Source organism: Burkholderia sp. HI4860 (assembly GCF_002223045.2).
In the GTDB taxonomy this organism is placed as follows: domain Bacteria; phylum Pseudomonadota; class Gammaproteobacteria; order Burkholderiales; family Burkholderiaceae; genus Burkholderia.
In genome coordinates this window covers 45,122-72,043 of record NZ_NKFO02000001.1, presented here as the reverse complement: position 1 = coordinate 72,043, position 26,922 = coordinate 45,122, and the positions used below count along the sequence as shown (strand labels likewise).

At 67.5% G+C, this 26,922-nt stretch carries 23 protein-coding genes, 1 tRNA gene and 1 pseudogene; 11 read left to right on the top strand and 14 right to left on the bottom strand.

The features are described 5' to 3' along the window. Positions 1-2 precede the first annotated feature (2 nt). The 4 genes from CFB34_RS00350 to CFB34_RS00335 form a co-directional block, all read right to left on the bottom strand. Positions 3-1,154, bottom strand: coding sequence for a DUF1176 domain-containing protein (locus CFB34_RS00350; RefSeq protein ID WP_179243706.1), 1,152 nt, complete (start codon positions 1,152-1,154; stop codon positions 3-5). A 283-nt stretch (positions 1,155-1,437) separates the two neighbouring features. Further along, positions 1,438-2,661 (bottom strand): RtcB family protein, encoded by a 1,224-nt coding sequence (locus tag CFB34_RS00345; RefSeq protein ID WP_089443384.1) that lies wholly within the window; start codon positions 2,659-2,661, stop codon positions 1,438-1,440. A 59-nt stretch (positions 2,662-2,720) separates the two neighbouring features. After that, complete coding sequence (locus CFB34_RS00340; RefSeq protein ID WP_089443383.1) at positions 2,721-3,863, bottom strand: slipin family protein; 1,143 nt, start codon at positions 3,861-3,863, stop codon at positions 2,721-2,723. Between the two features lie 258 nt (positions 3,864-4,121). After that, positions 4,122-4,192: transfer RNA gene (locus tag CFB34_RS00335), tRNA-Cys, on the bottom strand. A gap of 335 nt (positions 4,193-4,527) precedes the next feature. Here CFB34_RS00335 and rtcR point away from each other — a divergent pair. After that, a complete protein-coding gene (gene rtcR / locus CFB34_RS00330; RefSeq protein ID WP_089443116.1) occupies positions 4,528-6,144 on the top strand; it encodes an RNA repair transcriptional activator RtcR in 1,617 nt (538 codons plus the stop codon). A gap of 150 nt (positions 6,145-6,294) precedes the next feature. Next, positions 6,295-6,498 (top strand): annotated as a pseudogene (locus CFB34_RS00325) (DUF2848 family protein); the annotation flags it as partial. Between the two features lie 24 nt (positions 6,499-6,522). Here CFB34_RS00325 and CFB34_RS00320 read toward each other — a convergent pair. After that, entirely contained in the window at positions 6,523-7,287 is a 765-nt protein-coding gene (locus tag CFB34_RS00320; RefSeq protein WP_089443115.1) for a class I SAM-dependent methyltransferase, read from the bottom strand. A gap of 13 nt (positions 7,288-7,300) precedes the next feature. Further along, entirely contained in the window at positions 7,301-7,927 is a 627-nt protein-coding gene (locus CFB34_RS00315; RefSeq protein ID WP_089443114.1) for a LysE family translocator, read from the bottom strand. A gap of 172 nt (positions 7,928-8,099) precedes the next feature. Between CFB34_RS00315 and CFB34_RS00310 the strand changes: the two genes are divergently transcribed. The 3 genes from CFB34_RS00310 (at position 8,100) to CFB34_RS00300 (ending at position 10,536) form a co-directional block, all read left to right on the top strand. Further along, positions 8,100-8,900, top strand: a complete 801-nt coding sequence (locus tag CFB34_RS00310) for a helix-turn-helix transcriptional regulator (RefSeq protein ID WP_089443113.1) — start codon at positions 8,100-8,102, stop codon at positions 8,898-8,900. A 125-nt stretch (positions 8,901-9,025) separates the two neighbouring features. Continuing rightward, on the top strand, positions 9,026-9,445 hold the full coding sequence (locus tag CFB34_RS00305; protein ID WP_089443112.1) for an ATP--cob(I)alamin adenosyltransferase: 420 nt from the start codon (positions 9,026-9,028) through the stop codon (positions 9,443-9,445). A gap of 95 nt (positions 9,446-9,540) precedes the next feature. Further along, positions 9,541-10,536: a LysR family transcriptional regulator gene (locus CFB34_RS00300; RefSeq protein WP_242808528.1), complete on the top strand. Its 996-nt coding sequence runs from the start codon at positions 9,541-9,543 to the stop codon at positions 10,534-10,536. Positions 10,537-10,799: 263 nt separating this feature from the next. Here CFB34_RS00300 and CFB34_RS00295 read toward each other — a convergent pair whose 3' ends face one another. Then, positions 10,800-11,708, bottom strand: a complete 909-nt coding sequence (locus CFB34_RS00295; protein ID WP_089443111.1) for a LysR substrate-binding domain-containing protein — start codon at positions 11,706-11,708, stop codon at positions 10,800-10,802. A gap of 108 nt (positions 11,709-11,816) precedes the next feature. Between CFB34_RS00295 and CFB34_RS00290 the strand changes: the two genes are divergently transcribed. Then, positions 11,817-12,899 (top strand): tartrate dehydrogenase, encoded by a 1,083-nt coding sequence (locus tag CFB34_RS00290; RefSeq protein ID WP_089443110.1) that lies wholly within the window; start codon positions 11,817-11,819, stop codon positions 12,897-12,899. Positions 12,900-13,146: 247 nt separating this feature from the next. Further along, a complete protein-coding gene (locus CFB34_RS00285) occupies positions 13,147-14,457 on the top strand; it encodes an MFS transporter (RefSeq protein ID WP_089443109.1) in 1,311 nt (436 codons plus the stop codon). A 77-nt stretch (positions 14,458-14,534) separates the two neighbouring features. Here CFB34_RS00285 and CFB34_RS00280 read toward each other — a convergent pair whose 3' ends face one another. From CFB34_RS00280 to CFB34_RS00260, 5 genes are all read right to left on the bottom strand, one after another. Further along, the gene (locus CFB34_RS00280) at positions 14,535-15,326 is read right to left on the bottom strand and encodes a polysaccharide lyase family 7 protein (protein ID WP_089443108.1); all 792 of its coding nucleotides are present in this window, start codon (positions 15,324-15,326) and stop codon (positions 14,535-14,537) included. Positions 15,327-15,666: 340 nt separating this feature from the next. Next, positions 15,667-16,164, bottom strand: coding sequence for a shikimate kinase (locus CFB34_RS00275; protein ID WP_089443107.1), 498 nt, complete (start codon positions 16,162-16,164; stop codon positions 15,667-15,669). Between the two features lie 218 nt (positions 16,165-16,382). Then, the gene (argG, locus tag CFB34_RS00270; protein ID WP_044848086.1) at positions 16,383-17,717 is read right to left on the bottom strand and encodes an argininosuccinate synthase; all 1,335 of its coding nucleotides are present in this window, start codon (positions 17,715-17,717) and stop codon (positions 16,383-16,385) included. A 330-nt stretch (positions 17,718-18,047) separates the two neighbouring features. Continuing rightward, entirely contained in the window at positions 18,048-19,118 is a 1,071-nt protein-coding gene (locus CFB34_RS00265) for an FUSC family protein (protein ID WP_089443106.1), read from the bottom strand. 163 nt (positions 19,119-19,281) lie between these two features. Beyond that, positions 19,282-20,814, bottom strand: a complete 1,533-nt coding sequence (locus tag CFB34_RS00260) for a sensor domain-containing diguanylate cyclase (RefSeq protein WP_089443105.1) — start codon at positions 20,812-20,814, stop codon at positions 19,282-19,284. 590 nt (positions 20,815-21,404) lie between these two features. On the opposite strand from CFB34_RS00260, the gene CFB34_RS00255 reads away from it, so the two are divergent. The 4 genes from CFB34_RS00255 to CFB34_RS00240 all read left to right on the top strand — a co-directional run bounded on the left by CFB34_RS00255 (position 21,405) and on the right by CFB34_RS00240 (position 25,543). Continuing rightward, a complete protein-coding gene (locus CFB34_RS00255; protein WP_089443104.1) occupies positions 21,405-22,940 on the top strand; it encodes an amino acid permease in 1,536 nt (511 codons plus the stop codon). Between the two features lie 264 nt (positions 22,941-23,204). Then, positions 23,205-23,450: a DUF3717 domain-containing protein gene (locus CFB34_RS00250; protein WP_043178075.1), complete on the top strand. Its 246-nt coding sequence runs from the start codon at positions 23,205-23,207 to the stop codon at positions 23,448-23,450. A 250-nt stretch (positions 23,451-23,700) separates the two neighbouring features. Then, on the top strand, positions 23,701-24,618 hold the full coding sequence (locus CFB34_RS00245; protein WP_011355987.1) for a LysR family transcriptional regulator: 918 nt from the start codon (positions 23,701-23,703) through the stop codon (positions 24,616-24,618). 109 nt (positions 24,619-24,727) lie between these two features. Next, positions 24,728-25,543: an alpha/beta hydrolase gene (locus tag CFB34_RS00240; protein ID WP_089443103.1), complete on the top strand. Its 816-nt coding sequence runs from the start codon at positions 24,728-24,730 to the stop codon at positions 25,541-25,543. A 40-nt stretch (positions 25,544-25,583) separates the two neighbouring features. On the opposite strand, the gene CFB34_RS00235 is transcribed toward CFB34_RS00240, so the two are convergent. Beyond that, entirely contained in the window at positions 25,584-25,937 is a 354-nt protein-coding gene (locus tag CFB34_RS00235; RefSeq protein ID WP_089443102.1) for a hypothetical protein, read from the bottom strand. 306 nt (positions 25,938-26,243) lie between these two features. After that, entirely contained in the window at positions 26,244-26,864 is a 621-nt protein-coding gene (locus CFB34_RS00230) for a TetR/AcrR family transcriptional regulator (protein WP_089443101.1), read from the bottom strand. Positions 26,865-26,922: the final 58 nt, after the last annotated feature.

The window sequence follows — 26,922 nt, the reverse complement described above, 5'->3', positions numbered from 1 at the left end:
CGTCAGCGCGGGCTGGCTGCCGCATCGGCCCGTCGATACAAGCGTGGCCACTGATCGTCGAACAGGCCGTTGCATGTGCCGTGCGTGGCGATATCGCCGAGCATGAAGCGCCGGCCGTCGAAGATCCACGATGCGGTCGATCCGCAGTCGCCGGCACTGCGCAACCTCACCTTGCTCGACAGTGTCGCACTGGCGGGATCGTAGACGGCCTCGGTCAGTTCGTTCGCGAAGGAGGCCGAATCGAGTCCCGCGTTCGCGTTCTCGCCGAAATTCATCGCCGCTGGCGTGAACGGCGCCGTCCGTCGCACGCGATACCACAGGTCGGTGTGGTTATACATGCTGCTGGTCTGGCACGGTATCGCGACCAGCGCTTCGTCGGCGGAAATCGCCACGGCGCGCGACGCCTTTCGGCGCTCGCTCGCCGACATCTCGTCTTCGACATCGGCCGCACATTGCTTCACGTCGCCGCCGAACTTCGCGAGCACCGCGTCGACGAGCGGGCGTTGCTCGGCGGCCGACAGGTCCGCGACGGCCGGTGCCGGCGTGACGGCGGGCGGCAGTGCCGGCGCGGCCGGCACCGACGACGCGGGCCGGGTGCCCGGGCGTAGCAGCGCGGTGACGGTGCCGACCCGGCCCTGCGTGTCGTCGATCAACAGCAGCGCGGCATTCAATCCCGTCAAAGGCGTGCGGGCGGTTTGCGCCGATGCTGGATCGCCGAAGCTCAGCAGTTGCGCATTGCGCGACGCGGTGAGCCAGGCGGCAACCGTTGCCGGATCGTTGGTGCGGACCCGGAACGGGTGCGCTTCGTCATCGTCCGGCTTGCCGCCGAATGCATGCCATTGGGCGGCCATGGCATCGAACGGGCGGCCATCCATGCGTGCGCTGCGCAGGTCCAGCGGCGCCGACGCGTAGAGGTCGAGCGACGCTTGTGCGTCCGGGCCCGCATCGCGCGTCACGCGCAGGATGAGGCGGGTGCGTGCGTCGTCGATATCGTCGGCGTGGCTTTCGGCAATGCAGCGGTTGCCGTTGTCGCAGACGACCGACCAGTTCTTGAAATCGCGCTCGACCGGCGGCCGCGCGAGCGGGCGAGCCTGGGCAACGATCGGGGAAACGGCGAGGAGGGCGGCGATGGCGAGCGAAAGGCGGTGCGACATGACGGTTCGTATCGACGGTGGATGGGCGGGCGGAAGACGTCGGACTGCAAGCGCATCGTCAGCAAACGAGGCAGGTCGAAGGCTGCGGCGCATGCGGCGGCGCGCGTTACCGAACGGCATCGAGTATACCGCCGCAATGGGCTGCAACCGTGACGGCGGCGCGTAGTGTGCGGGCGCGACCGTTGCTGGCCGGTATGGGACGGACGCATGCACATGCAAAAACGGCGCGACGCCCGCAGGCACCGCGCCGTTCGTTTTTCATCGTGCGCAGCCGCGCACCGCGCTATCCCTTCACGCACACCACCTGGCGCAGCGTATGCACCACTTCGACGAGGCTGCGCTGGGCCGCCATCACCGCGTCGATGTCCTTGTAGGCCATCGGGATTTCGTCGACGACGCCCGCGTCCTTCCGGCATTCGACGCCCTGGGTCGCCTTCACCTGGTCGTCGACGGTGAAGCGGCGCTTCGCTTCGGTACGGCTCATCGTCCGGCCCGCGCCGTGGCTGCACGAACAGAAGCTGTCCGGGTTGCCGAGCCCGCGCACGATGAAGCTCTTCGCACCCATCGAGCCCGGGATGATCCCGAGCTGCCCCTTCTGCGCGGACACCGCACCCTTGCGCGTCACGAGCACGTCTTCGCCGAAGTGGCGTTCGCGCTGCACGTAGTTGTGGTGGCAGTTCACCGCGTGTTCGTCGACCGAGAACGGCTTGGCGATCACGCCGCGTGCTGCCCCGATCACCGCATCCATCATCGCCTGCCGGTTGCGGCGCGCGTAGTCCTGCGCCCAGCCCACCGCTTCGACGTAGTCGTCGAAGTGGCGGCTGCCCTCGGTGAAATACGCGAGGTTGCGATCCGGCAGGTTCGCGATGTGCTGCCGCATGTCGGCCTGCGCGAGCTCGATGAACAGGCTGCCGATCGCATTGCCGACGCCGCGCGAGCCGCTGTGCAGCATGAACCACACGTGGTCCGCTTCGTCGACGCACACTTCGATGAAGTGATTGCCGGTGCCGAGCGTGCCGAGATGCGCGTAGTGGTTCGTCTTTTCCAGCTTCGGATACTTGTCGACGATCCGCTGGAAGCCCGGCTGCAGCGCTTTCCACGATTCGGTCACGGCGGCCGGCGTGCGGTCGCCCCACGCGCCCGGATCGCGGCGGCCCGGCGCGCGGCCGTGCGGCACCGCGCGTTCGATCGCGCTGCGCAGGCCTGCCAGCGAATCCGGCAGGTCGGACGCCGTCAGCGTCGTGCGCGCGGCCATCATCCCGCAGCCGATGTCGACGCCGACCGCGGCCGGAATGATCGCGCCCTTCGTCGGAATCACGCTGCCGATCGTCGAGCCCTTGCCGAGGTGGACGTCCGGCATCACCGCGACGTGGCTGAAGATGAACGGCATCTGCGCGGTGTTGCGCAGTTGCGCGCGCGCTTCGTCTTCCACGGCCACGCCTTGCGTCCACATCTTCACCGGCTTGCCGTGCGCCAGTTCCATGACCTGATAGTCCATTTCACTCATGTTCATCACCTTGCTACTTCGTTCATGAGACACGACGCGCGTGCGCCGTGCCCGGTCATTCATGACGCGCCCTTGATGCTGACGAGTCCGTTCAGCACCTGGTCGAGACCGCCGAACACCGAGATGCGGTCGATCCGTTCCGCGACGCGCTCGAGCGTTTCCAGCTCCTTGAGCCGCAGCGCGGTCGGGTTTTCTTCCATCACCTTCGCGGTGTTCAACAGCGAGCGCGTGGCCGCCGTTTCCTCGCGGCGGCGAATCACGTTCGCCTGTGCGGATTTCTCCGCCTCGACCACCTGCGCGAGGATCGTCTTCATGTCGCCCGGCAGCACGATATCCTTCACGCCGACGCTGCGCACGTCCACGCCCGACTCGCCGAGGCGGGCACGCACCTGCGCGATCACGACGTCGTCGATCGACTGCTTGTCTTCCAGCAGCTCGTCGAGCGAGCGCGTGCCGACGGCCGATCGCAGCGCGAACTGCAGCTCGCGATACAGGTGCTCGACCGGCTTCTGCAGCTGGCCGAACGCATGCAGCACGTCCGCATAGCACCACGTCGCCGACAGGTTCAGCCGCAGCGCGACCTTGTCGCGCGTCAGGATTTCCTGTCCGCCGACTTCGATCGCCTGCAAACGCAGGTCGACCAGCTCGACCGCGACGTCGCGGTTGAAGCGCCAGAACGCCGCGACGCCCGCGTCCAGCAACCGCTCGATCTTGCCGTCGATCTTCAGCACGCCGACGTGGTACGCCGGCACCTGCGCCAGCAGCACGCCCGTCAGGCCCGCCACGCCGCGCGCACGCAGCGCCGGTTGCGCGATGCGCTTCACGAGCGCGGCCGGCAGCAGGCTGTCCTGCGCGAGATCGACGCGCTCGAGACGGTGCGCGGTCAGGCCGCGCCAGTACAGCCGGCGCGTGCCCGGCGCCAGGATCTCGACGAGCACGTCGTCTTCGTAGCGCAGGCCCGCTTCATCGTCGGCGAGATCCATCGCGACGAAGTGCTGCGCGAGCACGTCCGGCGCGTCGTGACGCAGGTAATCGGCCAGGGCCGCGTCGGCGAGCGGCGCGTCGAGACGCGCGGTCTGCACCGACAGGCGCTTGAACGGATCGAAGGCCTTGAGCACGCCCGGTTCCAGCACCTTCACGAAATCGCCCTCGTTCATCAGCAGCGCGCGTTCGTTCTTTTTCACAACATGTCGCATCCACATATTCTTGTCCTTTTCTTCATTGACCGCCGGGTAACACGCATCGTGCGGATCGCGGGGCGACGCAACCGGGCGGGCGGCGCGCTGGCCCGGCGTCGACGTGCACGGCGACGCATCCTGCATCGCGTCGTCGTGCGCGTTCGCGCGGGCCGTGCGGCCGTCCGGCCGATCGCGCGGAACCGCAACCGGTCCGACGCACGGCGGGCCTTGCGGCCCGCACCGGCGGGTACTGCTTCCATCAAGAGACTGTCCTTGCGGACAGTGTTCGAGCGGGATTCGAACCCGCTACACACCGGCTTGCGCCGGCTGCTCTACCTATGAGCTTCCGAACGGAGGGCGCCCCGGGATTCGAACCCGGGCGAAGCGCCTTGCGCGCCCGTTTGCCTTCGTCTGTCCATGGCGACATGCGCTGCCGCGACGAACCAGGTTCGGCGGCGGCGCACCAGCAGGGCTTGGTGAACCCTGACTCGCGGGCCAGCGGGACATCCGGCGCTTTCTATTTAGCGAGGAGCGTGCCAGCGGGTGGCTCGATGCTCGAGAAAAATCTCAAGCTATTGAAGTAAAAGGGGAAATTATTTTTATCGGCAGGTGGGGCCTGAATATCCGATGGTCGCTCGATCCGGAATATTCGATACAATCGGATCGCTTCTTATCCCATGAGATAAACATGCGAAAGACTGTTGCGATCGGTTTTCTCGGTACCGTGCTCGACCAGGGCGGCGGCTCGCAGCGCCGCTGGCGCAACTGGCGGCCGACGATTTCGCTGTGCGAGCAGCGCGACACGCCGATCGACCGGCTCGAACTGCTGCACGCGCCAAACTACGCGCGGCTCGCGGACCGCGTGAAGCAGGATCTCGAACGCGTGTCGCCGCACACCGACGTGCGGCTGATCCCGATGGAGATTTGCGATCCGTGGGATTTCGAGGAGGTCTACGCCACGCTGCACGATTTCGCGCGCGCCTACCCGTTCGATCTCGACCGCGAGGACTACCTGATCCACATCACGACCGGCACGCACGTCGCGCAGATCTGCTGGTTCCTGCTGGCGGAGGCGCGCTACCTGCCCGCGCGTCTCGCGCAGACGGCGCCGCCGCAAAAGACCGACGAAGGACCGAGCGGGCCCGGCACGATGTCGGTGATCGATCTCGACCTGTCGCGTTACAACCGAATCGCCCAACGTTTCACGCGCGAACGCGACGAAACGGTATCGTTCCTGAAGGCCGGCATTGCGACGCGCAACGCGCGCTTCAACGCGCTGATCGAGCAACTGGAGCGCGTGGCCGTGCGGTCGCGCGCGCCGATGCTGCTGGTCGGGCCGACGGGTGCCGGCAAGTCGTTTCTCGCGAAGCGCGTGTACGAGCTGAAGCGCGGCCGTCATCGGCTCGCGGGCCCGTTCATCGAGATCAACTGCGCGACGCTGCGCGGCGACGCGGCGATGTCGACGCTGTTCGGTCACGTGAAGGGCGCGTTCACGGGCGCGCAGTCGGCGCGGGCCGGGCTGCTGCGCGCGGCGGACGGCGGGCTGCTGTTTCTCGACGAGATCGGCGAACTCGGGCTCGACGAACAGGCGATGCTGCTGAAGGCGATCGAGGAGAAGCGGTTCCTGCCGGTCGGTGCGGACGTCGAGGCGACCAGCGATTTCGAGCTGATCGCGGGCACGCACCGCGACCTGCGGCAGATGGTGGCGGCCGGCACGTTCCGCGAGGACCTCTACGCGCGGATCAACCTGTGGACATACGAACTGCCGGGGCTGGCCGAGCGGCGCGAGGACATCGAGCCGAACCTCGAATTCGAACTCGACCGCTTCGGCCGCGAGCAGGGCGAGCAGGTGCGGTTCAACGTCGAGGCGAAGCGGCGTTATCTCGCGTTCGCTGCGTCGCCACGCGCGGCGTGGGCCGGTAACTTCCGCGAGTTGTCCGCGTCGGTCACGCGGATGGCGACGCTGGCCGATGCGGGACGGATTACCGAAGCGCTCGCCGAGCAGGAAGTCGAACGGCTGACGCGCACGTGGTCGTCGCGGGGCGCTGCGGGTGCTGCCGATGCATGTGTCGACGCGGTGTTCGGTGCGCGTGCGGCGGAACTCGACCTGTTCGACCGTGCGCAGCTCGAACGCGTTCTCGACGTGTGCCGTGTGTCGGCAAGCTTGTCGGAAGCCGGGCGCACGCTGTTCGCGGTGTCGCGGCAGAGCAAGAAGCAGCCGAACGATGCGGACCGGCTGCGCAAGTATCTCGCGCGATTCGGGCTGGATTGGGACGGGGTGCGGCAGGCGCTCGACGGGGCATGACGCGTCCGGCGGCGCGGGCGCCGCGTGCAGCCGGAGTGCCCGGCACGCGGCCAGCGATCGGGAGGGGTTACACCGCCGCTGCCTCGTGAAACGGCGCCAGGAATGCCCACTCCGGCTGCGCAGCTGCCACATCCGCGAGCCCGCGGGCGAATGCGTGTGCCGGACGACGTGCTTGCGCAGTTCGCACGCCACAACGGCCGCTTCGTCGACGGCACCGCGATGTTGTGCGGCACGCTTGCGGCGATCGGCGGCATCCGGCCGGCCGAGCGGTTCGAGATCGAGCTGGAAGATCCGGTGCTGGGGCGCACATTGCGGCATGCGTATGCGGTGGACACGCTGCCCGTGGCGGGCTGACGCGGTAGCGGCGCGCGCAAGCACTCACGCGCGGCAGATCGCGATGATCTCCGCGCTGGTCGCTTCGTCGAACGGCGCGTGCTGCCAGTCGCCGTACCAGTCGGCCGACGAGAACCCGGCTGCGATCACGCGTGCCTGCAGGTCGAATTGCGCGACGAAACGCAGCCGGCTCGTGTTCGTCAGCACCGTGCCGTCGCGGTGGAAGCGGTAGTGGGTGTCGAACGTCACGATCGCACCGTCCACCGAGCGCACCGCATGATGAAGATCGACGATGCCCGCCTCGCGCGACTCGACGCTGCGTGCCGAATGCTCCGGCGTCCATGCACGCCACGGCTGGATGCGCGGATTGCGCGTGTCGAACAGGAAGCGGCCGCCGTCGGCGAGTACGCGCCGCACGCCGCGCAGCGTCGCGTCGATTTCGGTGTCGGTCAGCAGGCACTGGAACGCATGCCCGGTCATCACGACCGCATCGAACGGTGGTGCGTCGGGCGGCAGGCTGTCGAGCCCGCATGCAAGCCAGCGCACGGTGGCGGCGCCGGGCTGGCGTCGGGCGTATTCGATCATCGCCGGCGCGGGATCGATCGCGACGACGTTGTGCCCGGCTGCCGCGAGCCGGCGCGCGAACGTGCCGGTGCCGCAGCCGAGATCGAGGATGCGTTGCCGCGCGGCACCGATCACGGACGCGTAGAACGCGAAGTCCTGGTCGCCCGCGTTGAACAGGTCGTAGAGCGCGACGAGGCGCGGGTCGGTGTAGAGGGTTTCGCCGGCGGGCGCGGTGGAAGACGTCATGCGGCCGCGCGTGTCAGCGCTGCTGCACCGCCACGCGCAGCCCGAGCGCGATGAAGATCGAGCCGATGATCTTCCCCTGCCAGCGCGTGAGCCACGTGAGCCGCTTCACGATGCGGCCGAGCGGGCGGATCGAGCACGCGATCAGCGTCGTGTAGAGCGAGCTGAGCGCGACGAAGATCAGCCCGAGCACCGCGAACTGCACGAACGTCGAGCCGCGTTCCGGATGCACGAACTGCGGCATGAACGCGAGGAAGAACAGCGCGGTCTTCGGATTCAGCACTTCGGCGGGAATCGCCTGCAGGTACGCCTTGAGCGGCGTGACCGGCGATACGCTCGGCAGCGACGGATCGGAAGGCTTCTCGATCAGCGCGCGCACGCCGAGATAGATCAGGTACGCGGCGCCGACCACCTTCACGACGTTGAACGCGAGCGCCGACGTCATCAGCAGCGCCGACAGGCCGACGGCCGCGAACAGCGTATGCACGAAATCGCCGCTGGCGACGCCGAGGCCGGTCAGGATGCCGGTCCTGCGGCCACCCTGCACGGTGCGGCTCAGCACGAGCAGCACGGCGGGGCCGGGAATCAGGAACAGGCCCAGGACGACGGCCGTGAAGGTGGTCAGCGTGGTCAGGTCGAACATGGCGGCTCCGGCAGGTGGGCGCAGCGACGGGGGATCGGGGCATTGTATTCGTTTCGCCGCCCGACTGCAGACGCAGCCCCGGCACCCGCACGGCCCCACCGGCCCCTTTCTGGTATAAGCACGAAAGGACGCGCGGGCAGCGCGTCCGGCTTCCTCCATCGTCCATCGTTTCATGCGCGAGCTTCCACCGACCACCGATCCCGCAGCGGATGACGAAGTTTTCCACGTGCCGCGTCCGCTCGTCGTGTTCGGCGGCTCGGTCGTCGAGCCCGAATGGCGACTGGAGCGGCACAGCCATCCGCAGGCGCAACTGCTCTACACGCTGAGCGGCGTCATCTATTGCGAGGTCGACGGCGGCGTGTGGAGCGCGCCGCCGCAATGCATGGTGTGGATTCCCGGCGACGTCCCGCACTCGGCGCGCGGCTCGGCCGGCGCGACGTTCTATGCGGTGCTGGTCGAACCTGACGCCGCGCTCGACCTGCCGGCGCGCTGCTGCACGCTGTCGGTGTCGCCGCTGCTGCGCGAACTGCTGCTGAAGGCGGCGAGCTTCCCGAACCTGTACGACGTCGACGGGCCGCAGGGGCGATTGATCGCGACGCTGCTCGACGAACTCGTCGCGGCGCCGGTCGAGGATCTGTACCTGCCGATGCCGGCCGACCGGCGGCTGCGCAAGCTGATCGACCATCTGCTCGACGATCCGGCCGACAAGTCGCCGCTGCCCGAACTCGCGCGACGCGTGGGCATCAGCGAGCGCAGCCTGACGCGGCTCGCGGCGAAAGAGCTCGGGATGAGCCTCGGCGACTGGCGCCGGCGGCTGCACGTCGCGCTGTCGCTGCGGATGCTGACGGCCGGCCGCCGCGTGCACCAGATCGCGATCGATCTCGGCTACGAGAGCGCGAGCAGCTTCGTGACGATGTTCCGCAAGGCGACCGGCAAGTCGCCGACGCAATTCCTGACCGACCGGCAACGCTGAGCGATGAAGGCCGTGCCTTCGTGCCTGCGCGATTGGCCGGATTGAGCAAGCGGTTGGCCGGGACGATAAATGACGCCACAGGCCTCGATCCATAAAATGAGAATCGTTCTCATCTGGAGGCCGACATGCAAATCGTCACGACTGAATTCCCGTTTGTCTGGTTGCGTTACACCGGTTCGACGCACACCGATCCCGTCCGCCTGATCGCCGAACTCGACGCGTTGCTGGCGCGTCGCGAACCGTTCGTTCTGCTGACCGACGATGCACCGTCCGGCGACGATCGCGGCGGGGACGATCACGAACTGCGCAAGCAGCTCGCGAAGTGGAGCAAGGCCAACCGTGCGCAGTCGCGCGAATGGATTCCCGCGATGATCGCGATCGAGCCCGACGCCGCGAGGCGGGTGGCGCTCAACGCATTCTCGGGTGCGTTCGAGAAGGTATGGGGCTATCCGCTGAACGCGGCGGCCACCCGCGACGACGCGCTCGCACTGGCGCAGCAACTGCTCGACGAACCGGCGCGCGGCGCCGCGGCGGCGAACGGCTGAAGCCACGCTGCCGCGCCGGCGGCGCGGCGTTCCTCGATACGCATGCACGGCGCGCCAGCGCGCCGCGGCATGCGGCCAACATGCAGGGGTGTCCGGTGGACAATCCGATCCGCGCGATGCGCATCTTCACGCGCATCGTCGAAATGAACAGCTTTACGCGTGCGGCGCAGGCGCTCGGCATTTCGCGCGCCACCGCGACGCGGACCGTGCAGGAGCTCGAAACGGCGCTCGGCATGCCGTTGCTGGTGCGTACGACGCGTGCGCTGCGGGCGACGCCCGAAGGCGACGCGTATTACCGGCGCTGCGTGCGCATCACGGCCGACGTCGACGAACTCGCAGCCAGCATTCGCGGCGCGGCGCTGCGTCCGAGCGGGCCGCTACGCGTCGAGTTGCCGGCGGCGGTCGCGGACGCGATCGTGCTGCCGGCGCTCGGTGAGTTTCATGCGCGGCATCCCGATCTGGTGCTGACGCTGGGTGTCGCGGGGCGCGCGGCCGATCGCGTCGGCGATGCGATCGACTGCAGTGTCCGGCTCGGCGAACTGCCCGATTCGTCGCTCGTCGCGCGCCGGCTCTGCATGCTCGAGCGGGTGACCTGCGCGAGCCCCGCGTATCTCGATCGCCACGGCGTGCCGCGCACGCTCGAGGATCTGGCCATGCATCGCGCGGTTGGCCTGTCGTCCGTTCAGGGTCAGCGCACGGCCGAACTCGATTTCCTCGTCGATAGGGCGGTGCGCAAGGTGCGGATGGACGGAATCGTCAGCGTGGACGACGAGCCTGCGTATCTGGCGTGCGGCGTGCACGGCCTCGGGCTGATCCAGCCGCCGCGCGTCGCCGCGCAGCCGCTGATCGACGCGGGGCGGTTGCGGGAAGTGTTGCCGCGCTGGCGGCCCGACGCGGTTGCGGTGTCGGCCGTCTATGTGAAGCGGCCGCATGTGTCGCCCGGCGTGCGCGCGTTCGTCGACTGGATCGCCGAGCGTTTCGAGGCGGCGGTGAGCGGCCATGCGGGCATGATCACCGCACGGGTGTGGCGGCCGACGGCGGGCGTCGCGGACAGGGTTGATCAGGTGGACGCCCAGATGGCCGCAGCTTGATCAGCAAGTGTCGAGTCAGGCGCGCTCAACGGTTCGCAATCGTCGTGGGTGCGCGCTCTTGACCGACGAGCTTGCGGAAGCGGATCGATGATCCCGCCGGGTGGCCGTGGCGAAGCGGACGGCCGCGGCCGGGCGCTGCCGGCTCATATGACAGTATCAATATTCTGGCGATTTTTTGACGAAATAGCTGAAATACTGGCGCTTTTGAGCGAGCCGCACGTTGGTCTCTCCTGAGTCGACGGACGTCGTTTCGTGCGTCCCGATCACTGCCCCAGTTCGTCCGCCAGAAAATCGACGAACGCGCGAATCCGCGTGGACATCTGGTGGCGCTGCGCATACACCGCATAGATGTCGGCGCTCGGCGTCTCATGGTCGGGCAGCACGACCACCAGGCGGCCGTCGGCTAGATAGTCGCGCAGATCCCATTCCGCACGCATCAGGATCCCGTGCCCGTCGAGCGCCCATTTCACGGCGATCTCGCCGTCGTTCGTCGTCAGGTTGCCGTTGATCCGCACGGCTTCCGTGTGGCGTGATGCGCCGCGCCCGCTCGTCAGGCGCCAGATTCCGTAACCTTCGTCCCCCTGCCGGATGCCGATGCAATTGTGGCGCGTCAGGTCGTGCGGCGTTGCCGGTGTGCCGTGCCGCGCGAGATACGCGGGCGCCGCGCACAGCAGCCGGCGGTTCGGCGCGAGCCGCCGCGCGACGACCCGCGTATCGGGCGGCTCGCCGAAGCGGATGCACACGTCGAACGCGTCGTCGGTGAGCGGCGGCGGCATGACCGACAACTGCAACTGCACCGACACCTCCGGATAGCGCGCGACGAAGCGCGAGATCGCGGGGCCGACCTGGTTGCGCCCGAAGCCGAGCGTCGCGTTCACACGCAGCAGCCCCTTCGGGCGCTGCTTCGCGCTGCCGAGCAGTTCGCCGAGCTCGTCCATCTGGTCGAGAATCCGGCGCGCATAGTCGAGATACACGTCGCCTTCCGGCGTCAGCATCATCCGCCGCGTCGTGCGGTTCACGAGCGTCACGCCCGCGCGCCGCTCCATCTGCGTGAGCCGCTTGCTGACGGCCGCCGCGGTCAGCCCGAGTTCGCGCGCGGCCGCGCTCAGGCTGCCCGACGCGGCCAGCGTCGAGAAGAAGCCGAGATCGGCCGGCTGAACGGTATCCGCCATGTCGAGATTCGTGAATTCAAGTTAAAGATGCTTTGAGTCTAGCGCCGGTTCCCACACTGCTGGTTCGGTAAAGTGCCTTCACGCTGACGATCAATCGAGGATGTGCGCATGAAGACCTACCGTATCGCAACGATTCCCGGCGACGGGATCGGCAAGGAAGTCGTGCCTGCCGGCAAGCAAGTGCTGGAAGCGCTGGCCCGCGGCAGCGACCGCTTTGCGTTCGAGTTCGAGGATTTCGACTGGGGCGCCGATTACTACCGCCGGCACGGCGCGATGATGCCGGCCGACGGCCTCGACGCCTTGCGCGGCAAGGACGCGATCCTGTTCGGTTCGGCGGGCGACCCCGACGTGCCCGATCACGTGACGCTGTGGGGGCTGCGCCTGAAGATCTGCCAGGGCTTCGACCAGTACGCGAACGTGCGCCCGACGCGCATCCTGCCCGGCATCGACGCGCCGCTGAAGCGCTGCGGGCCGGACGACCTGAACTGGGTGATCGTCCGCGAGAACTCGGAAGGCGAATATGCGGGCGTCGGCGGCCGCGTGCACCAGGGCCATCCGATCGAGGCCGCGACCGACGTGTCGATCCTCACGCGTGCCGGCGTCGAACGCATCATGCGGTTCGCGTTCCGGCTCGCGCAGTCGCGCCCGCGCAAGCTGCTGACCGTGATCACGAAGAGCAACGCGCAGCGCCACGCGATGGTGATGTGGGACGAGATCGCGAAGCAGATTGCGCAGGAATTTTCCGACGTGACGTGGGACAAGGAGCTCGTCGATGCGGCGACCGCGCGCATGGTCAACCGGCCGGCGTCGCTCGACACGATCGTCGCGACCAACCTGCACGCGGACATCCTCAGCGATCTCGCGGCCGCGCTTGCCGGCAGCCTCGGCATCGCGCCGACCGGCAACATCGATCCCGAGCGCCGCTATCCGTCGATGTTCGAGCCGATCCACGGCTCCGCGTTCGACATCATGGGCAAGGGGCTCGCGAATCCGGTCGGCACGTTCTGGTCGGTCGTGATGCTGCTCGAGCACCTCGGCGAAACGGCCGCCGCCGCACGGGTGATGCAGGCGATCGAGGCGGTGACGGCCGATCCGTCGCTGCATACGCGCGATCTCGGCGGCAGCGCGACGACCGCGCAGGTGACGGCGGCGGTGTGCGAGCGCGTCGCGCACGCGGCGGTCGCCGCCTGACGACAAGCGCGGCGATGGGTGGGCGGGCCGCGACATAGCGGCTCGCGACCGGTGGCTGGCGGCTGGCGGCGGCGCGCGGGCGCAACCGGTTACCGTTCGTCGCCTGTTCATCGTCCCCGGATGTTCCTGCCCCGCGACTCGCGCGTCCGACGCGAGCCGGGCGTCGGCCCACGCGCTTCGTCGCGACGCCGGCGAGCATTCAAACACCGAGTACGACTCGACGGCTCGACCTCGAAGGAGGAGACACATGCAAGCGGATCTGGAAACCCGCGTCGCGCGGAAACTGATGTGGCGCATCATTCCGTTCGTGATGCTGCTTTACTTCGTCAGCTTTCTCGATCGCGTCAACGTCGGCTTCGCAGCGATGACGATGAACAAGGCAATCGGCCTGTCGCCGACCGCGTTCGGGTTCGGCGGCGGCCTGTTCTTCATCGGCTACTTCCTGTTCGAGGTGCCGTCCAACCTGATTCTTCATCGCGTCGGCGCGCGCATCTGGATCGCACGCGTGATGATCACGTGGGGGATCGTGTCGGCCGTGTCCGCATTCGCGGCCGGGCCGACGAGCTTCTACGTGCTGCGCTTCCTGCTCGGCATGGCCGAAGCCGGGTTCTTCCCCGGCATCATCCTGTACCTGAGTCTGTGGTTTCCCGCGAAGCAGCGCGCGGTGGCCGCCGCGTGGTTCATGGCGGCCGCGCCGATCTCGACCGCGATCGGTTCGCCGCTGTCGGGCGCGATCATGCAGATGCCGCCGATGTTCGGGCTCGCCGACTGGCAGATGCTGTACATCGTCGAAGCGTTGCCGGCGGTCGTGCTCGGCTTCGTCGTGCTCAGGTGCCTGACCGATGCGCCGTCGAAGGCGGCGTGGCTGCGCGCGGACGAGCGCGACTGGCTGGTCGCGAAGCTGAAAGCCGAAGCCGATGCGCGCCACACGCATGCCGGGCATACGGCCGGCGCGTGGCAGGCGCTGCGCGACCCACGCGTGCTGGCGCTCGCGCTGATCTACTTCGGCACGTCGGCGGGGCTGTACACGCTCGGCCTGTGGGCGCCGCTGATGGTCAAGCAGTTCGGCTTCACCGCGCTGCAGACGGGCTTGCTCACCGGCATCCCGAGCATCGCCGCCGTCGTCGCGATGATCGCGTGGGCGCGGCATTCGGACCGCACCGGCGAGCGCACGTGGCACGTCGTGACGCCGTGCGTGCTTGCCTGCATCGGCTTCGTGTTCGCGGGGCAGGCGAGCACGGCGCTGCTGACGGTGCTCGCGCTGGTCGTCGTCAACATCGGGATCAGCGCCGCGAAGGCACCGCTGTGGGCGATGCCGAGCGCGTTCCTGTCCGGCGCCGGCGCGGCGGCGGGCATCGCGATGATCAACTCGATCGGCAATCTCGGCGGGTTCGTCGGGCCGTTCGCGATCGGCTGGTTGAAGCACGTGACGGGCGGGTATGCGGCGGGGCTCTACGTGGTGGCGGGCACGCTCGCGGTGTCGGCGGTCGTCACGCTGATGTTGAGCCGCAAGGGCGCGAGGGATGCCGCCGTGTCGGGGGTGCGGCATCACTCGTAGGCTCGACGCGTGCATCGAAACGCCGGACGGTCGCATAGGACGTGCGCCCGTCCGGCGTCATGCATCGTGCCGCGCGATCAGCTGTGCGTGAGCGTCAGCGCATAGAACTTCACGACGGTGGCGGGCGTCGTCAGCGGCGTGCCGGACACGGCCGTCTGGTCGTAGTCGCCCGCCTTGAAGTAGAAACTCTCGCCATCGAAGCTCGAATCCATCGTGAAGGTCTTGGTCGTGCCGTTCGCGGTGACGGTGATCGTCGTGCCGCTCAGGCTCAGCGCGTAGCTGAACTTCTGCCCGACACCGACCGTGGTGATCGGCGTGGTCGTCGACTTGCCGCCCTGGTTGGTGCTTTCGAGCAGCAGCTGCACGACGCCGCCCGACGTGAACTGCAGCTCGCACAGCGGCTTGCTCGGGCCGGTGCCCTGGAAGATCTGGCCGATCGTCGTGTGATCGGGCACCTGCGTGACGGCCACCGTCGCGTTCAGCCGGTTCGTGCCGGAAGTCGGCCAGATCGTGTTCTCGCGCAACTCGGTGCGCGGATGCAGCGAGCCGGATGTCGTCCAGCCCTGCGTCGGGTCCATCATCACCATCGATCCGTCGCTGCCGTCCGTATAGAAATACGTCGGGTTCACGTAGCCGCCCGCGAGCGACGAGCCGCTCACCGTGTCGACCTTGCCGGACGAGCCGGTCGGCAACTGCAGCGTGAACGGCGCGAGGTTGAAGTTCGAGCCGGGCGGGTTCGACGGGCTGAGCGCCATCGCGGTGGCCTGCTGGCGGGCGGCGGCCGGGCTGGCCGGATCGTCGCCGCCGCAAGCGGGCAGGCACGCAACGGACAGAACGGCGACGACGCACGGGATGATCCTGTTCTTCATGGTGTCTCTCTCTGATGGTCCGTGGCTGGGCGCCACGTTGTGGATAACGTTTTCCTATTCGGGTGCCTGATCGTTGAAACGAGATCGGTGCCCATAGAATGCACGCCAAAATACAGAAAGCAGATGAGGCTCTAAGGCTGGAACAGTGATACCAGGAATTGCGGGGTTTTCAACGCTTGCAATCGGCTTTCCATGAACGCGCGCAGGCCGACCGAGGATGATCCTAGCAAGAAGCGTCGGAAGAGTAAACGTTTTCCTATTCGGGCTGGAGAGGCGGTCTTTCGCTGGTTGCTGCGAGGTATCCGCGTGCCGGCGTGAAGGGCGCGGGCAAGTGTGCCGGTTACGACTCCGTCGCCGCGACGTGTTGCGCGATACGCGCCGCACAAGCATCGGGCGTCGCATCGGACGTATCGAGCACCATCTGGCTGAACGGCCGCGACGCATAGCCTTCGCGATACATCTCGGCAATCCGGTTGCGCTCCCAGTCCGTCAGCGCACGCGAGCCGCGATTCGACGCTGCGACCGCTTCGGGCGGCGCGAGCGTCACGATGAAGAGCCGCGCATCGCGCGCGTCGCAGGCCGCGCGCAGCCGCTCGAACTCCGTTTCGCCGATCGGATAGGCGATGACCAGATGACGCTCTTGGGCGTGCGTGATCTGTGTGACGAGACGTTCGAGCGCGATCGCCCACTGCACGTCGAACGGTGCATCCTCGGGCGCATCGTGATCGTCGCCGTCGATGAAGCGTGCGTCGGGCAGCAAGCGTGTGAGCGCGAGACCGATCGTCGTCTTGCCGCTGTTGATCGGGCCGTTCAGGTGGATGACGGTAAGGGCGGTCATGGGTGAGCGCTGGAATCGGAAGACTCGCAGCTTGCCATGACTGGCGCGGCGATGCCGTGGCGTCGGTACGTCACGCGGGGCGATGCGATTGCGGAGGGAAAGCAGACAGGCGAGGGGGCGGAGAAAGCGGCAGGCCGAGTGCGCGAAGCGGATGCGCTCACCCGGCCTGCCCGACCGTACCGCATCCATCGATGCGGCACGGCGTCGAGCGAAGCGACTTACTTGTCGTCGCCCTTGATCTGCGGCAGCGCCGACGCTTCACCCGGCGTCAGCAGCCCGACTTGCGAGTACACGCGCAGCTTGTCGCGCGTATCGGTGATGTCGAGGTTGCGCATCGTCAGCTGGCCGATCCGGTCGCGCGGCGAGAACGTCGATGCGACCTTCTCCATCGACAGGCGTTCCGGCTGGTACGTGAGGTTCGGCGACTTCGTGCTCAGGATCGAGTAGTCGTTGCCGCGGCGCAGTTCGATCTTCACTTCGCCGGTGATCGCGCGTGCGACCCAGCGTTGTGCCGTTTCGCGCAGCATGATCGCCTGCGGGTCGAACCAGCGGCCCTGGTACAGCAGGCGGCCGAGGCGGCGGCCGTTCTCGCGGTACTGCTCGATCGTGTCTTCGTTGTGGATGCCGGTGACGAGGCGCTCGTACGCGATGTACAGCAGCGCGAGGCCCGGGGCTTCGTAGATGCCGCGGCTCTTCGCCTCGATGATGCGGTTCTCGATCTGGTCGCTCATGCCGAGGCCGTGGCGGCCGCCGATGCGGTTCGCTTCCAGCAGCAGCTCGACCTGATCCTTGAACTCGACGCCGTTCAGCGCGACCGGCTGGCCGGCTTCGAAGCGCACCGTCACTTCTTCGGCGGCGATCTTCACGTCGTCGCGCCAGAATGCAACGCCCATGATCGGGTTCACGATCTTGATGCCGCTTTCGAGGCTTTCGAGATCCTTCGCTTCGTGCGTCGCGCCGAGCAGGTTCGAATCGGTCGAGTAGGCCTTCTCGGCCGACATCTTGTACGCGAAACCGGCCTGGTTCATGAATTCGGACATTTCGGCACGGCCGCCGAGCTCGTCGATGAACGTCTGGTCGAGCCACGGCTTGTAGATCTTCAGATCCGGGTTCACGAGCAGGCCGTAGCGGTAGAAGCGCTCGATGTCGTTGCCCTTGTACGTGCTGCCGTCGCCCCAGATGTTGACGCCGTCTTCCTTCATCGCGGCGACGAGCATCGTGCCCGTCACGGCGCGGCCGATCGGCGTGGTGTTGAAGTACGTGACGCCGGCCGTCGTGATGTGGAACGCGCCGCTTTGCAGCGCCGCGATGCCTTCGGCGACGAGCTGCGCGCGGCAGTCGATCAGGCGGGCGCCGGCTGCGCCGTATTCGATCGCGCGTTTCGGGATCGCGTCGTAATCGTCTTCGTCGGGCTGGCCGAGGTTCGCCGTGTATGCGTACGGGACGGCGCCCTTGAGTTTCATCCAGTGCAGTGCAGCGCTGGTGTCCAGGCCGCCGGAGAAGGCGATACCGACCTTCTGGCCGGTCGGGAGGCTTTCGAGAATCGTGCTCATAGGAATTACCGTGGATTGAAGCCGGTGGGATCGTATTTCGCGGAATATGCGAGTATCGGCTGTCCCGGAGGTTGGGGCAAGGGCTGATTTTCGCGCGGAACCGTCGTCGAGCCTGTTGCGGCGGGCCTGGCGGGCGATTAACCGGGTGGAGAATACCGCGTTCGCCGGTGCGAAATCGCGGCAGAAACAGGCATCGGCGAGCCCGGCTGCGGGCCGTGTTTCCGGGGCCGGATCGGCCGAAGAGCGCGGCGGCCCGCCGTCAGGATGCCGATGGGCCGAACCGAAAGGCATATGAAAGACGGGCGCGCGAGGCCCGAATTCCCGCCCGCGTCAGATATTCCACGACTGCGCGGTGTCGAGCAGCTTCTCGCGCAACTGGTCGACTTCCCCGGCCAGCTTGGCCGTGATCGACACGTAGCCGGACAACTGCGGCGGCGGCGCGTCGTGCGGCGGGTCGACCGGCCGGCGGCGCGGCGAGAGCCGGCTCGGCGTGCCGAACTTGAGCGCGCGGCTCGCGCCGACCAGCGTGTCGCGGATGCGCCGGTTCACGGCCTTCATGTCGACGCGCATGTATTCGCGGGCCGCGATGTCGTCGCGGGCCGGCAGCGCGCTCGACAGGATCTCCAGATAACCGATGCACAGGCGCAGGCTGCGCTGGATCGCCTCGAGCTGCGCCATCGACGTCTCGCATTCCTTCGACACCGACGGCATCAGCGAGCGCAACTGCACGAGCAGCGCGCTCAGCGCGGCCATTTCCTTCAGGTGCGCGTCGTCGCTGACCTGGCGATCGCCCGAGAGCCGCGCATGCACGGCCGCGCAAGCGCGCAGCGCGTCGGCGAGCTTGTAGCGCCACGAATAGGTCGCGTAGAGCGGCAACGCGAACGAGAACGCCAGCGCGATCGCGATGCCGACCAGCACGTTCACCGCGCGCCACAGGCCGTCGACGATCTCGTTGTCGCCGTGCCCGGCGACGATCACCATCGTGATCGCCGACAGCAGCGCGATGTAGCCGGCCTTGCCGATCGCGTGATACGCGCAGATACCGCACCCGACGGCCATCAGCAGGTAGATCGCGAACGGCGCGTGCAGGAACGAGTAGAGGAGGATCAGCCCGAGCCCGGCGAGCGCGCCGATCGACGTGCCGAGCGCGCGCTCGGCCGCCTTCTTGCGGATGTTGCCGTGGTGCTGCAGCCCGCCGACGACGATCAGCACGGTGATCGTCGACCACTCGCCGTGCGGCACGTTCAGGCCGGTGGACAGCGCGATCGACACGAGAATCGCGAGCGACACGCGCGCCGCATGGATCAGCTTCGCGTGCCGGTAGCGGCGATACGGGTCGAGCAGCGGGCGGAGCGCGTGGCGCAGGAACGGCGGCAGCCGGGTAGGGAGCGGGGTGGTCATGGCGGAACGGGAGTGGCTGGAACGCGCACGGCGGCCTGCGCGGGCCGGCGCCGCGCCGCGTGCGCAGCAGGTGTCACGCTAACCGAACGCGGGAAGGCTGTCCACGGTGCGGACATCCGGCCCGGCCGGCCGCCGCGCGACTTCACGCCACGTCACGGCGACGTCATGCGCCGGCGGCGCTCGGCTGCGCCTCCAGCACGCGATTGCGGCCGCCGGACTTCGCGCGGTACAGCGCCTCGTCGGCCCGCTGCAGCAGCGTCGCGGCGTTCACGCGGCCGTCGGTGGCGGTCGCCGCGCCGATGCTCGCCGTGACGCGCCCGTACGGGCTTTTCGCGTGCGCGATGTCGAGCGTCGCGATCGCGCGCCGGATGCCCTCGGCGACGGTCAACGCGCCTTGCGCATCGGTGTCGGGCAACGTGACGACGAATTCCTCGCCGCCGTAGCGCGCGACGTGATCGCTGTTGCGGCGCAGGCAGCGCGACGCGGTTTGCGCGACGCGCCGCAGCACGTCGTCGCCGGCCGGATGGCCGTAATAGTCGTTGAACGCCTTGAAGTGATCGACGTCGACGAACAGCACCGACAGCGGGCGGCCGCTGCGCGACGCACGCTGCGCCTCCTTCGCGAGCACCGTGTCGAACGTGCCGCGGTTGTCGAGGCCCGTCAGCGCATCGGTGTGCGCGAGCCGGTACAGCTTCGATTCGGCGACCTGGCGGCGCTTCAGTTCGCGCGACAGCGCCAGCGACCCCCACGCGATGAACCCGGTGAACAGGCACATCAGCACGACGGTCCAGATCGCGCGGTGCTGCCACGACGCGTAGACGTCGACCTCGGCGGGCGCGACGTCGACGATCAGCGGCAGCGCGGCGAGATGCTTGTAAACATAGATGCGCCGGATGCCGTCGATCGCGCCGACCCCGGCCAGCTCGCCGTCGGGCGCGCGCTGCGATTCGATGAACAGCGGCGAGCTGTGCAGGTCGAGGCCAACCACGTGCGGGTCGTACGGCAGGCGCGACACGAGCGTGCCGTTGTCCTCGACGATCGCCGCGCTGCCGTGCTTGCCGACCGCGAGGCCGTCGAGCAGCGCGCGGAAGTAGTCGATGCTGAGCGTGCCGACCACGATGCCGGCGAACGTGCCGTCGGGCCGGTTGATCCGCCGGCTGAGCGCGATCGTCAGGGCACCGCCGCGTAGCCGGGCCGCATACGGCTTGCTGATGTAGAGGCCCTGCGCGAGCCCGTCGCGATGGACGGCGAAGTAGTCGCGGTCGGCGAAATTGCCTTGCCGCGCGGGCGACGCGCTCGAATCGATCACGATATTGCCGTGCGCGTCCATCACGAAGATCGACCCGAGAAATTCGCCGGTGGCCGCGCGGTCGAACAGCAGCCGGTGACGCTGGCGCGGCGGCAAGGCCATCAGTTCCGGGTCGGCAATGCCGTCGACGACGTTCTGCAGCGACAAATCGTAGAGCGCGATATTGCGGGCGATATCGCGTTCGATCAGCAGCATCAGGTTGCGTGCATTTTCGACCGCATGGTCATTTGCGTCGCGCCGCGCCTCGATTAAAAGCGACGTGGAAAGCCCCCAGCTGAACATCAGCAGCACGATTCCCGCCACGAGTACGCCGCGTGGCGACAGAATGCGTGCCACGATCGACGCGGTATGGCGGCGCAGCGCGGCGGGCAGCGTGAGTGACTTCATCCTCGATGGGCGGCGGGCGGCGGATTTTCGCGTCGTTGGCGATTCCGTACGCTGTTTATTTTGAATCGGGCCGCATTATCTCGCGAATTCCGGCGATTCGCGTGCGCATGCAAAACATGCATGCGGATACGGCGATTCCGAATTGTTACGCATCGTTACTGCTTTACACGCACGTGATTTGATTTGAATCAATCGCCGATATCGGTTGTATTGTCTGAATAATTCAGCGATTACCCGGTGATTATGCGCGCTGGCGCGGCATCGGGCGGATTGCGACGGGATAGTGGTGAAACCCCGTCGGGATCGCGGAAGCGGATAACCATCCGTGGCGCGGGATTTTGAGCCGACCTGCGACGGCGGCCCGGTTCGACGCGGCCAACTCCTTGATTCTGCGAAGTCTCCGTGGCGGCGGCGGGCGGCGCCACGTGAGCTGTCCCCGTGACGAATCAGGTAGAATCCGCGCTTCGCCGCAGGCGCCCGCCGCGCAACGCGTATCGGGGCCGCATCGAATGCATCGCAGGACGCGCACTGCGCTCCGATTTCGCATGCGCCGGCTACGGATGCCGGCCCGCTCAACGTTCGTCTCGTTTATGTCCGCAATTCCGAAATCCGACCCATCCGGTTCGTCAGCGAACCCACCCAAGCTTCATCGCGCGCTGAAGGCGCGCCACCTGACGATGATCGCCATCGGCGGCTCGATTGGCACGGGCCTGTTCGTCGCGTCCGGCGCATCGATCTCGCAGGCCGGCCCCGGCGGCGCGATGGTCGCGTACATGGCGATCGGCCTGATGGTCTACTTCCTGATGACGAGCCTCGGCGAAATGGCCGCGTTCATGCCGGTGTCGGGCTCGTTCGCGACCTACGGCGCGAAGTACGTGGACGAAGGCTTCGGTTTCGCGCTCGGCTGGAACTACTGGTACAACTGGGCCGTGACGATCGCGGTGGAGCTGGTCGCCGCGCAGCTCGTGATGCATTACTGGTTCCCGAACGTGCCGGGCGTGTGGTGGAGCGCGGCGTTCCTCGGCGTGATGTTCCTGCTCAACGCGCTGACCGTGCGCGGCTTCGGCGAAGCCGAATACTGGTTCGCGCTGATCAAGGTCGTCACCGTGGTCGCGTTCATCGGCGTCGGCCTGCTGATGATCTTCGGCATTCTGAAGGGCGCGCCGAGCAATGGCTGGGGCAACCTGACGATCGGCGACGCACCGTTCGCGGGCGGCCTGCCGGCGCTGATGGGCGTCGCGATGATCGCGGGCTTCTCGTTCCAGGGCACCGAGCTGATCGGCGTCGCGGCCGGCGAATCGGAAAACCCGCGCACGACGATCCCGCGCGCGGTGCGCCAGGTGTTCTGGCGGATCCTGCTGTTCTACGTGTTCGCGATCTTCGTGATCGGCGTGCTGATTCCCTATACCGACCCGAACCTGCTGAAGACGGACGTGACCGATATCGGCGTAAGCCCGTTCACGCTCGTGTTCCGCCACGCGGGCCTTGCGTTCGCGGCCGGCGTGATGAACGCGGTGATCCTGACGGCCGTGCTGTCGGCCGGCAACTCGGGCATGTACGCGTCCACGCGGATGCTCTACAACCTCGCGACCGAAGGCCGCGCGCCGAAGATCTTCGCGAAGCTGTCGCGCGGCGGCGTGCCGCGCAATGCGCTTTACGCGACGACCGCCGTCGGCGCGTTGTGCTTCTTCACGTCGCTGTATGGCGACAAGACCGTGTACCTGTGGCTGCTGAACACGTCGGGGATGACCGGTTTCATCGCGTGGCTCGGCATCGCGGTCAGCCACTACCGGTTCCGCAAGGGCTACGTGAAGCAGGGCTACGCGCTCGATCAGCTGCCGTACCAGTCGAAGTGGTTCCCGTTCGGCCCGCTGTTCGCGTTCGTGCTGTGCCTCGTGATCGCGCTCGGCCAGGACTATCAGGCGTTCCTCGCGAACCGGATCGACTGGGCGGGCGTGGCCGCGACCTACGTCGGCATTCCGCTGTTCCTGGCCGTGTGGCTCGGCTTCCGGCTCCTGAAGAAGAGCCGCTTCGTGCGCTACGAAGACATGGAAATCGCGCCGTGGATCGCCGCGAGCCGCGGCGCGCAGCGGGAGCCGGTGGCGAACCGCGAAACCGCGGGCTGACGCGGGCGCGGCACGTGGCCGCGTGACGTACGACGCAACGGGAAGCCTCGCGCTTCCCGTTTTTTTTGCCCGGCTTTTGCCTGCACGGGGTCAAAGCCGGTTATATTGCCCGACCCTACCGGGCCACGGCCCGGCCGGCGCGAGGCGCGCCGCGCGGATCGGCATCCGGCGCGCGCGACAGGCGGCGGCCGGCGAAACGCCCGGCGTTCTCATCGTTCCATCCGGGCCGATCCGGCCCGCGGAGCGCGCAACCCAGAGGAATCCATGAGCGCATCACCCGCCGAGCGGAAGGCCGGACCCGTTTCCATCGTGCGACTCGAAGCCGCGATCAACGCGTGGCGCGAAGTGTACCCGCCGGCCCCGGACGGCGAGGACGGCTACGCGCTCGACGCCGGCAGCAATTGCCTCGCCGAGTTGTACGGCACGATGATCTGCTACCAATTGCCGGACGTGCCGCTCGACTCGCTGAGCGACGCGCAGCGCGACGCGCTCTACGCGACCGAGGTGTGATGCTCGGCCTGCACGGTGCCGCGGCGCGGTATCGGTGAACGAACGGGAAGCGTTGCGGCTTCCCGTTTTGCTTTGCGCGGCGCCGGCCGCCGCTGCGCGCGCCATGCGGTTCGCGCCGGGAGCGGTGCCGGCTGAGGTATCGTGACGGGATCGGGAAGCAAGTGGCCGACAGGGCCGGTGTGGACGGCCGACGCGCGCGCCGTGCGCGGTGCGGAATCAACATCCGTCGCCTGCCCGGGAGGATTCGAACATGGAGTTGAGACACCTCCGCTACTTCGTCGCGGTCGCCGAAGAGCGGAATTTCACGCGGGCGGCCGAACGGCTGCATATCGCGCAGCCGCCGCTGAGCCGGCAGATCCAGCAGCTCGAGGAAGCGCTCGGCGTGCCGCTGTTCGAGCGCAACGCGCGGCCGCTGAAGCTGACCGACGCGGGGCGCTTCTTCTATTCGCACGCGGTGCAGTTGCTCGCGCAGACGACCGAGCTCGAATCGATGACGAAGCGGGTCGGCAAGATCGAGCGCAGCATGTCGGTCGGTTTCGTCGGCTCGACGCTGTACGGGATGCTGCCGAAGATCATCCGGCGCTTTCGCAGCGAGTATCCGGCGGTCGAGCTGAGCCTGCACGAGATGTCGACGATGGACCAGATCAAGGCGCTGAAGGAAGGGCGCATCGACGTCGGGTTCGGGCGCATCCGCCACGAGGATCCGAGCGTGCGGCGCGTCGTGCTGCGCGAGGAGCGGATGATCGTCGCGCTGCCGGTCGGCCATCCGCTCGACAGCGCGAAGCCCGTGCTGTCGCTGCACGATCTCGTGAACGACACGCTGATCATCTTTCCGAAGGCGCCGCGTCCGAGCTATGCGGACCAGGTGCTCGCGGCGTTTCACGATCGCGCGCTGCAGCCGCGCAAGATCTACGAGACGCGCGAACTGCAGATCGCGCTTGGCCTCGTCGCGATGGGCGAGGGCGTGTCGGTCGTGCCGCACAGCGTGTACGGGCTGAAGCGCGACGACATCAGCTACAAGCCGCTCGACGATCCGAACCTCGTGTCGCCGATCATCATGAGCATGCGGATGCTCGACGAATCGGAGGATCTCCGCGCGATGCAGGCGCTGATCTACCGGCTGTATGACGAGGCGCAGATGGAGTATCTGCCGCCGCAACCCGAATGAACGCGCGGGCGGTGGGGGCTTGCTTGACGCTGTGTGCGGGCAAGGGCCAACATCGCAGGATCCGATGCGGCCGCCGAGGGGCGGCCGCTTTCATGCAGACGACACACCCATGACCGATATCCCGATCGAGGAGACCACCGTCGAGACGCCGCAAGGGCGCCTCTTTGCGAAACGTTGGCGCGGTGGTCTGGCGCAACCGGCGGTACGTGCACCGGAGCCAGCCGCGCCGATCGTCCTGCTGCACGATTCGCTGGGCTGCGTCGAACTGTGGCGCGACTTCCCCGCGCAGCTGGCGAGCGCCACGCAGCGCGACGTGATCGCCTACGATCGCCTCGGCTTCGGTCGTTCCGATCGTCATCCGGGGCAACTCGGCACGACGTTCGTGCGCGACGAGGCCAATCACGCGTTCGCGGCGCTGCTCGAACAACTGGGCGTCGACGCGTTCGTCGCGCTCGGGCACAGCGTCGGCGGCGGGATGGCGGTCGGGTGTGCGGCCGCGCATCCGGAGCGTTGCCGCGCGCTGGTGACGATCGCCGCGCAGGCGTTCGTCGAGGATCGCACGCTGGCCGGTATCCGCGATGCGGGGCAGCAGTTCGACGAACCGGGCCAGCTCGACCGGCTCGCGCGCTATCACGGCGACAAGGCCGAATGGGTGCTGCGCGCGTGGGTCGACACGTGGCTGTCGCCGGCGTTTCGCGACTGGAATCTCGACGACGACTTGCCGCGCGTGCAATGCGCGACGCTCGCGATTCACGGCGAAGACGACGAATACGGATCCGACGTGCATCCGAAGCGGATCGCCGCGCGCGTCGCGGGGCCGTCGTCGTATCTGTTGCTCGGCCGGTGCGGGCACATGCCGCATCGCGAGCGAACCGGCGACGTGCTGGCCGCCGTGACGACGTTCCTGCGCGACGCGCGCGCCTGAGCGCGCTCGCGATCGCCAGCGGGCGGACGCCCGCCGGCCGTCAGAACGCGATCTGGATCGCGAGGTCGATCGCGAGCACGGCGATCGAGAGGCCGATCCCGAGGACCACGTTCGGCAGCCGGTGCTCGAAGTCGCGATTGTCGCGACGCATCGCGGCGCCGAGCAGGAAGATCGCCTCGACGACGATCTGCAGCCCGACGAACAGCAGCATCAGCAAATACTCGTAACCCATCTGCTTGAACGCGGCGAATTGCATCCCGTGATCGCGGATCCATTGGCCGACGCGCAGCAGTTCGTACACGAACAGCAAGGCGGGGAACAGGTAGCTGATGAAATAGGTCGGCGCGGTGGCGTGCCGTAGTTCGAGGTGGAAGTGCTGATGCGTGGTTGCCATCACGAATCCCTCCTTGCAACGCATGATTGCGGTCGCGACGGCGGCGCGACAACGTGCAAACGAAGGGATTACCCGAAGCGTCGCGCGCGGCCGTACGACATCAGCATACTGCTGCGCGGGAAATTTGGCATGCGATGCGTGCGGCCGTCGTAAAAATGCATCGGCGCCGCGCGACGCCTTTATCGCACCGTATGCGCCGTATGCGCGCCCCGACCGCCTCAGTGGCGCTCGCTCCTCGCGGTCGTGCCCGGGCGCTTGCGCCCGGCGAGCGCCCGACTGGCACCGGTCAACGCTTACCGGTGCCGCTCACCCTTTCGCTCGAGCACCTTCGACGAACAGCTTCGCGACCGCCTGGAACTCCCGTTTCAGCGACAGCCCCGGCACGGTCAGCCAGCGCAGCATCGCCGCGAGATACAGGTGATGGAACCACGTCGCGAGCTGGTCGGCCGGCAGCGTGCCGTTCAGTTCGCCGGATTGCTGCCCGGCCGCGATCAGTTGCTGCCACACGAGCGCGATATCGCTGCCGTTCTCTCCACCGCTTGCCACTTCAACCGTTCCGATGCTCAGGAAGCGATGGCGCAAATACGCGAGCAGATACGCGGGATGCTGCTCGCACCAAGCAGCCGACGCATCGAGCACGCAGCCGATGCGTGACGCGAAAGTCTTGCGCCGCGCGACGTCGCGCTGCAGATGCGCGAGATCGCGTGCGAGTTCACCCTCCAGCCAGTGCGCGAGCACGGCTTCCTTCGTTGCAAAGTGGTTGTACAGCGTGCGCTTCGCGACATCGGCCTGCGCGGCGATCTGTTCCATCGTGACGGCTTCATAGCCGTGCGCATCGAACAGGCGTGCACCGGTGGCGGCGAGATGCGCGAGCATCTGGATACGCTTGCGCGCGCGGCGGCCCGGATCGTCGGTCGGATTCGTCATGGCGGAGGGATTGACTGAAAGTGCACGAGTTGCATTAGTATACGACGTGCATTTTTCT

What these genes read in the sequence shown, in the direction of transcription:
- CFB34_RS00350 (WP_179243706.1), bottom strand. Translation starts at nt 1,154, where the DNA reads ATGTCGCACCGCCTTTCGCTCGCCATCGCCGCCCTCCTCGCCGTTTCC.
- CFB34_RS00345 (WP_089443384.1), bottom strand. Translation starts at nt 2,661, where the DNA reads ATGAGTGAAATGGACTATCAGGTCATGGAACTGGCGCACGGCAAGCCG.
- CFB34_RS00340 (WP_089443383.1), bottom strand. Translation starts at nt 3,863, where the DNA reads ATGTGGATGCGACATGTTGTGAAAAAGAACGAACGCGCGCTGCTGATG.
- rtcR (WP_089443116.1), top strand. Translation starts at nt 4,528, where the DNA reads ATGCGAAAGACTGTTGCGATCGGTTTTCTCGGTACCGTGCTCGACCAG.
- CFB34_RS00320 (WP_089443115.1), bottom strand. Translation starts at nt 7,287, where the DNA reads ATGACGTCTTCCACCGCGCCCGCCGGCGAAACCCTCTACACCGACCCG.
- CFB34_RS00315 (WP_089443114.1), bottom strand. Translation starts at nt 7,927, where the DNA reads ATGTTCGACCTGACCACGCTGACCACCTTCACGGCCGTCGTCCTGGGC.
- CFB34_RS00310 (WP_089443113.1), top strand. Translation starts at nt 8,100, where the DNA reads ATGCGCGAGCTTCCACCGACCACCGATCCCGCAGCGGATGACGAAGTT.
- CFB34_RS00305 (WP_089443112.1), top strand. Translation starts at nt 9,026, where the DNA reads ATGCAAATCGTCACGACTGAATTCCCGTTTGTCTGGTTGCGTTACACC.
- CFB34_RS00295 (WP_089443111.1), bottom strand. Translation starts at nt 11,708, where the DNA reads ATGGCGGATACCGTTCAGCCGGCCGATCTCGGCTTCTTCTCGACGCTG.
- CFB34_RS00290 (WP_089443110.1), top strand. Translation starts at nt 11,817, where the DNA reads ATGAAGACCTACCGTATCGCAACGATTCCCGGCGACGGGATCGGCAAG.
- CFB34_RS00285 (WP_089443109.1), top strand. Translation starts at nt 13,147, where the DNA reads ATGCAAGCGGATCTGGAAACCCGCGTCGCGCGGAAACTGATGTGGCGC.
- CFB34_RS00280 (WP_089443108.1), bottom strand. Translation starts at nt 15,326, where the DNA reads ATGAAGAACAGGATCATCCCGTGCGTCGTCGCCGTTCTGTCCGTTGCG.
- CFB34_RS00275 (WP_089443107.1), bottom strand. Translation starts at nt 16,164, where the DNA reads ATGACCGCCCTTACCGTCATCCACCTGAACGGCCCGATCAACAGCGGC.
- argG (WP_044848086.1), bottom strand. Translation starts at nt 17,717, where the DNA reads ATGAGCACGATTCTCGAAAGCCTCCCGACCGGCCAGAAGGTCGGTATC.
- CFB34_RS00265 (WP_089443106.1), bottom strand. Translation starts at nt 19,118, where the DNA reads ATGACCACCCCGCTCCCTACCCGGCTGCCGCCGTTCCTGCGCCACGCG.
- CFB34_RS00260 (WP_089443105.1), bottom strand. Translation starts at nt 20,814, where the DNA reads ATGAAGTCACTCACGCTGCCCGCCGCGCTGCGCCGCCATACCGCGTCG.
- CFB34_RS00255 (WP_089443104.1), top strand. Translation starts at nt 21,405, where the DNA reads ATGTCCGCAATTCCGAAATCCGACCCATCCGGTTCGTCAGCGAACCCA.
- CFB34_RS00250 (WP_043178075.1), top strand. Translation starts at nt 23,205, where the DNA reads ATGAGCGCATCACCCGCCGAGCGGAAGGCCGGACCCGTTTCCATCGTG.
- CFB34_RS00245 (WP_011355987.1), top strand. Translation starts at nt 23,701, where the DNA reads ATGGAGTTGAGACACCTCCGCTACTTCGTCGCGGTCGCCGAAGAGCGG.
- CFB34_RS00240 (WP_089443103.1), top strand. Translation starts at nt 24,728, where the DNA reads ATGACCGATATCCCGATCGAGGAGACCACCGTCGAGACGCCGCAAGGG.
- CFB34_RS00235 (WP_089443102.1), bottom strand. Translation starts at nt 25,937, where the DNA reads ATGGCAACCACGCATCAGCACTTCCACCTCGAACTACGGCACGCCACC.
- CFB34_RS00230 (WP_089443101.1), bottom strand. Translation starts at nt 26,864, where the DNA reads ATGACGAATCCGACCGACGATCCGGGCCGCCGCGCGCGCAAGCGTATC.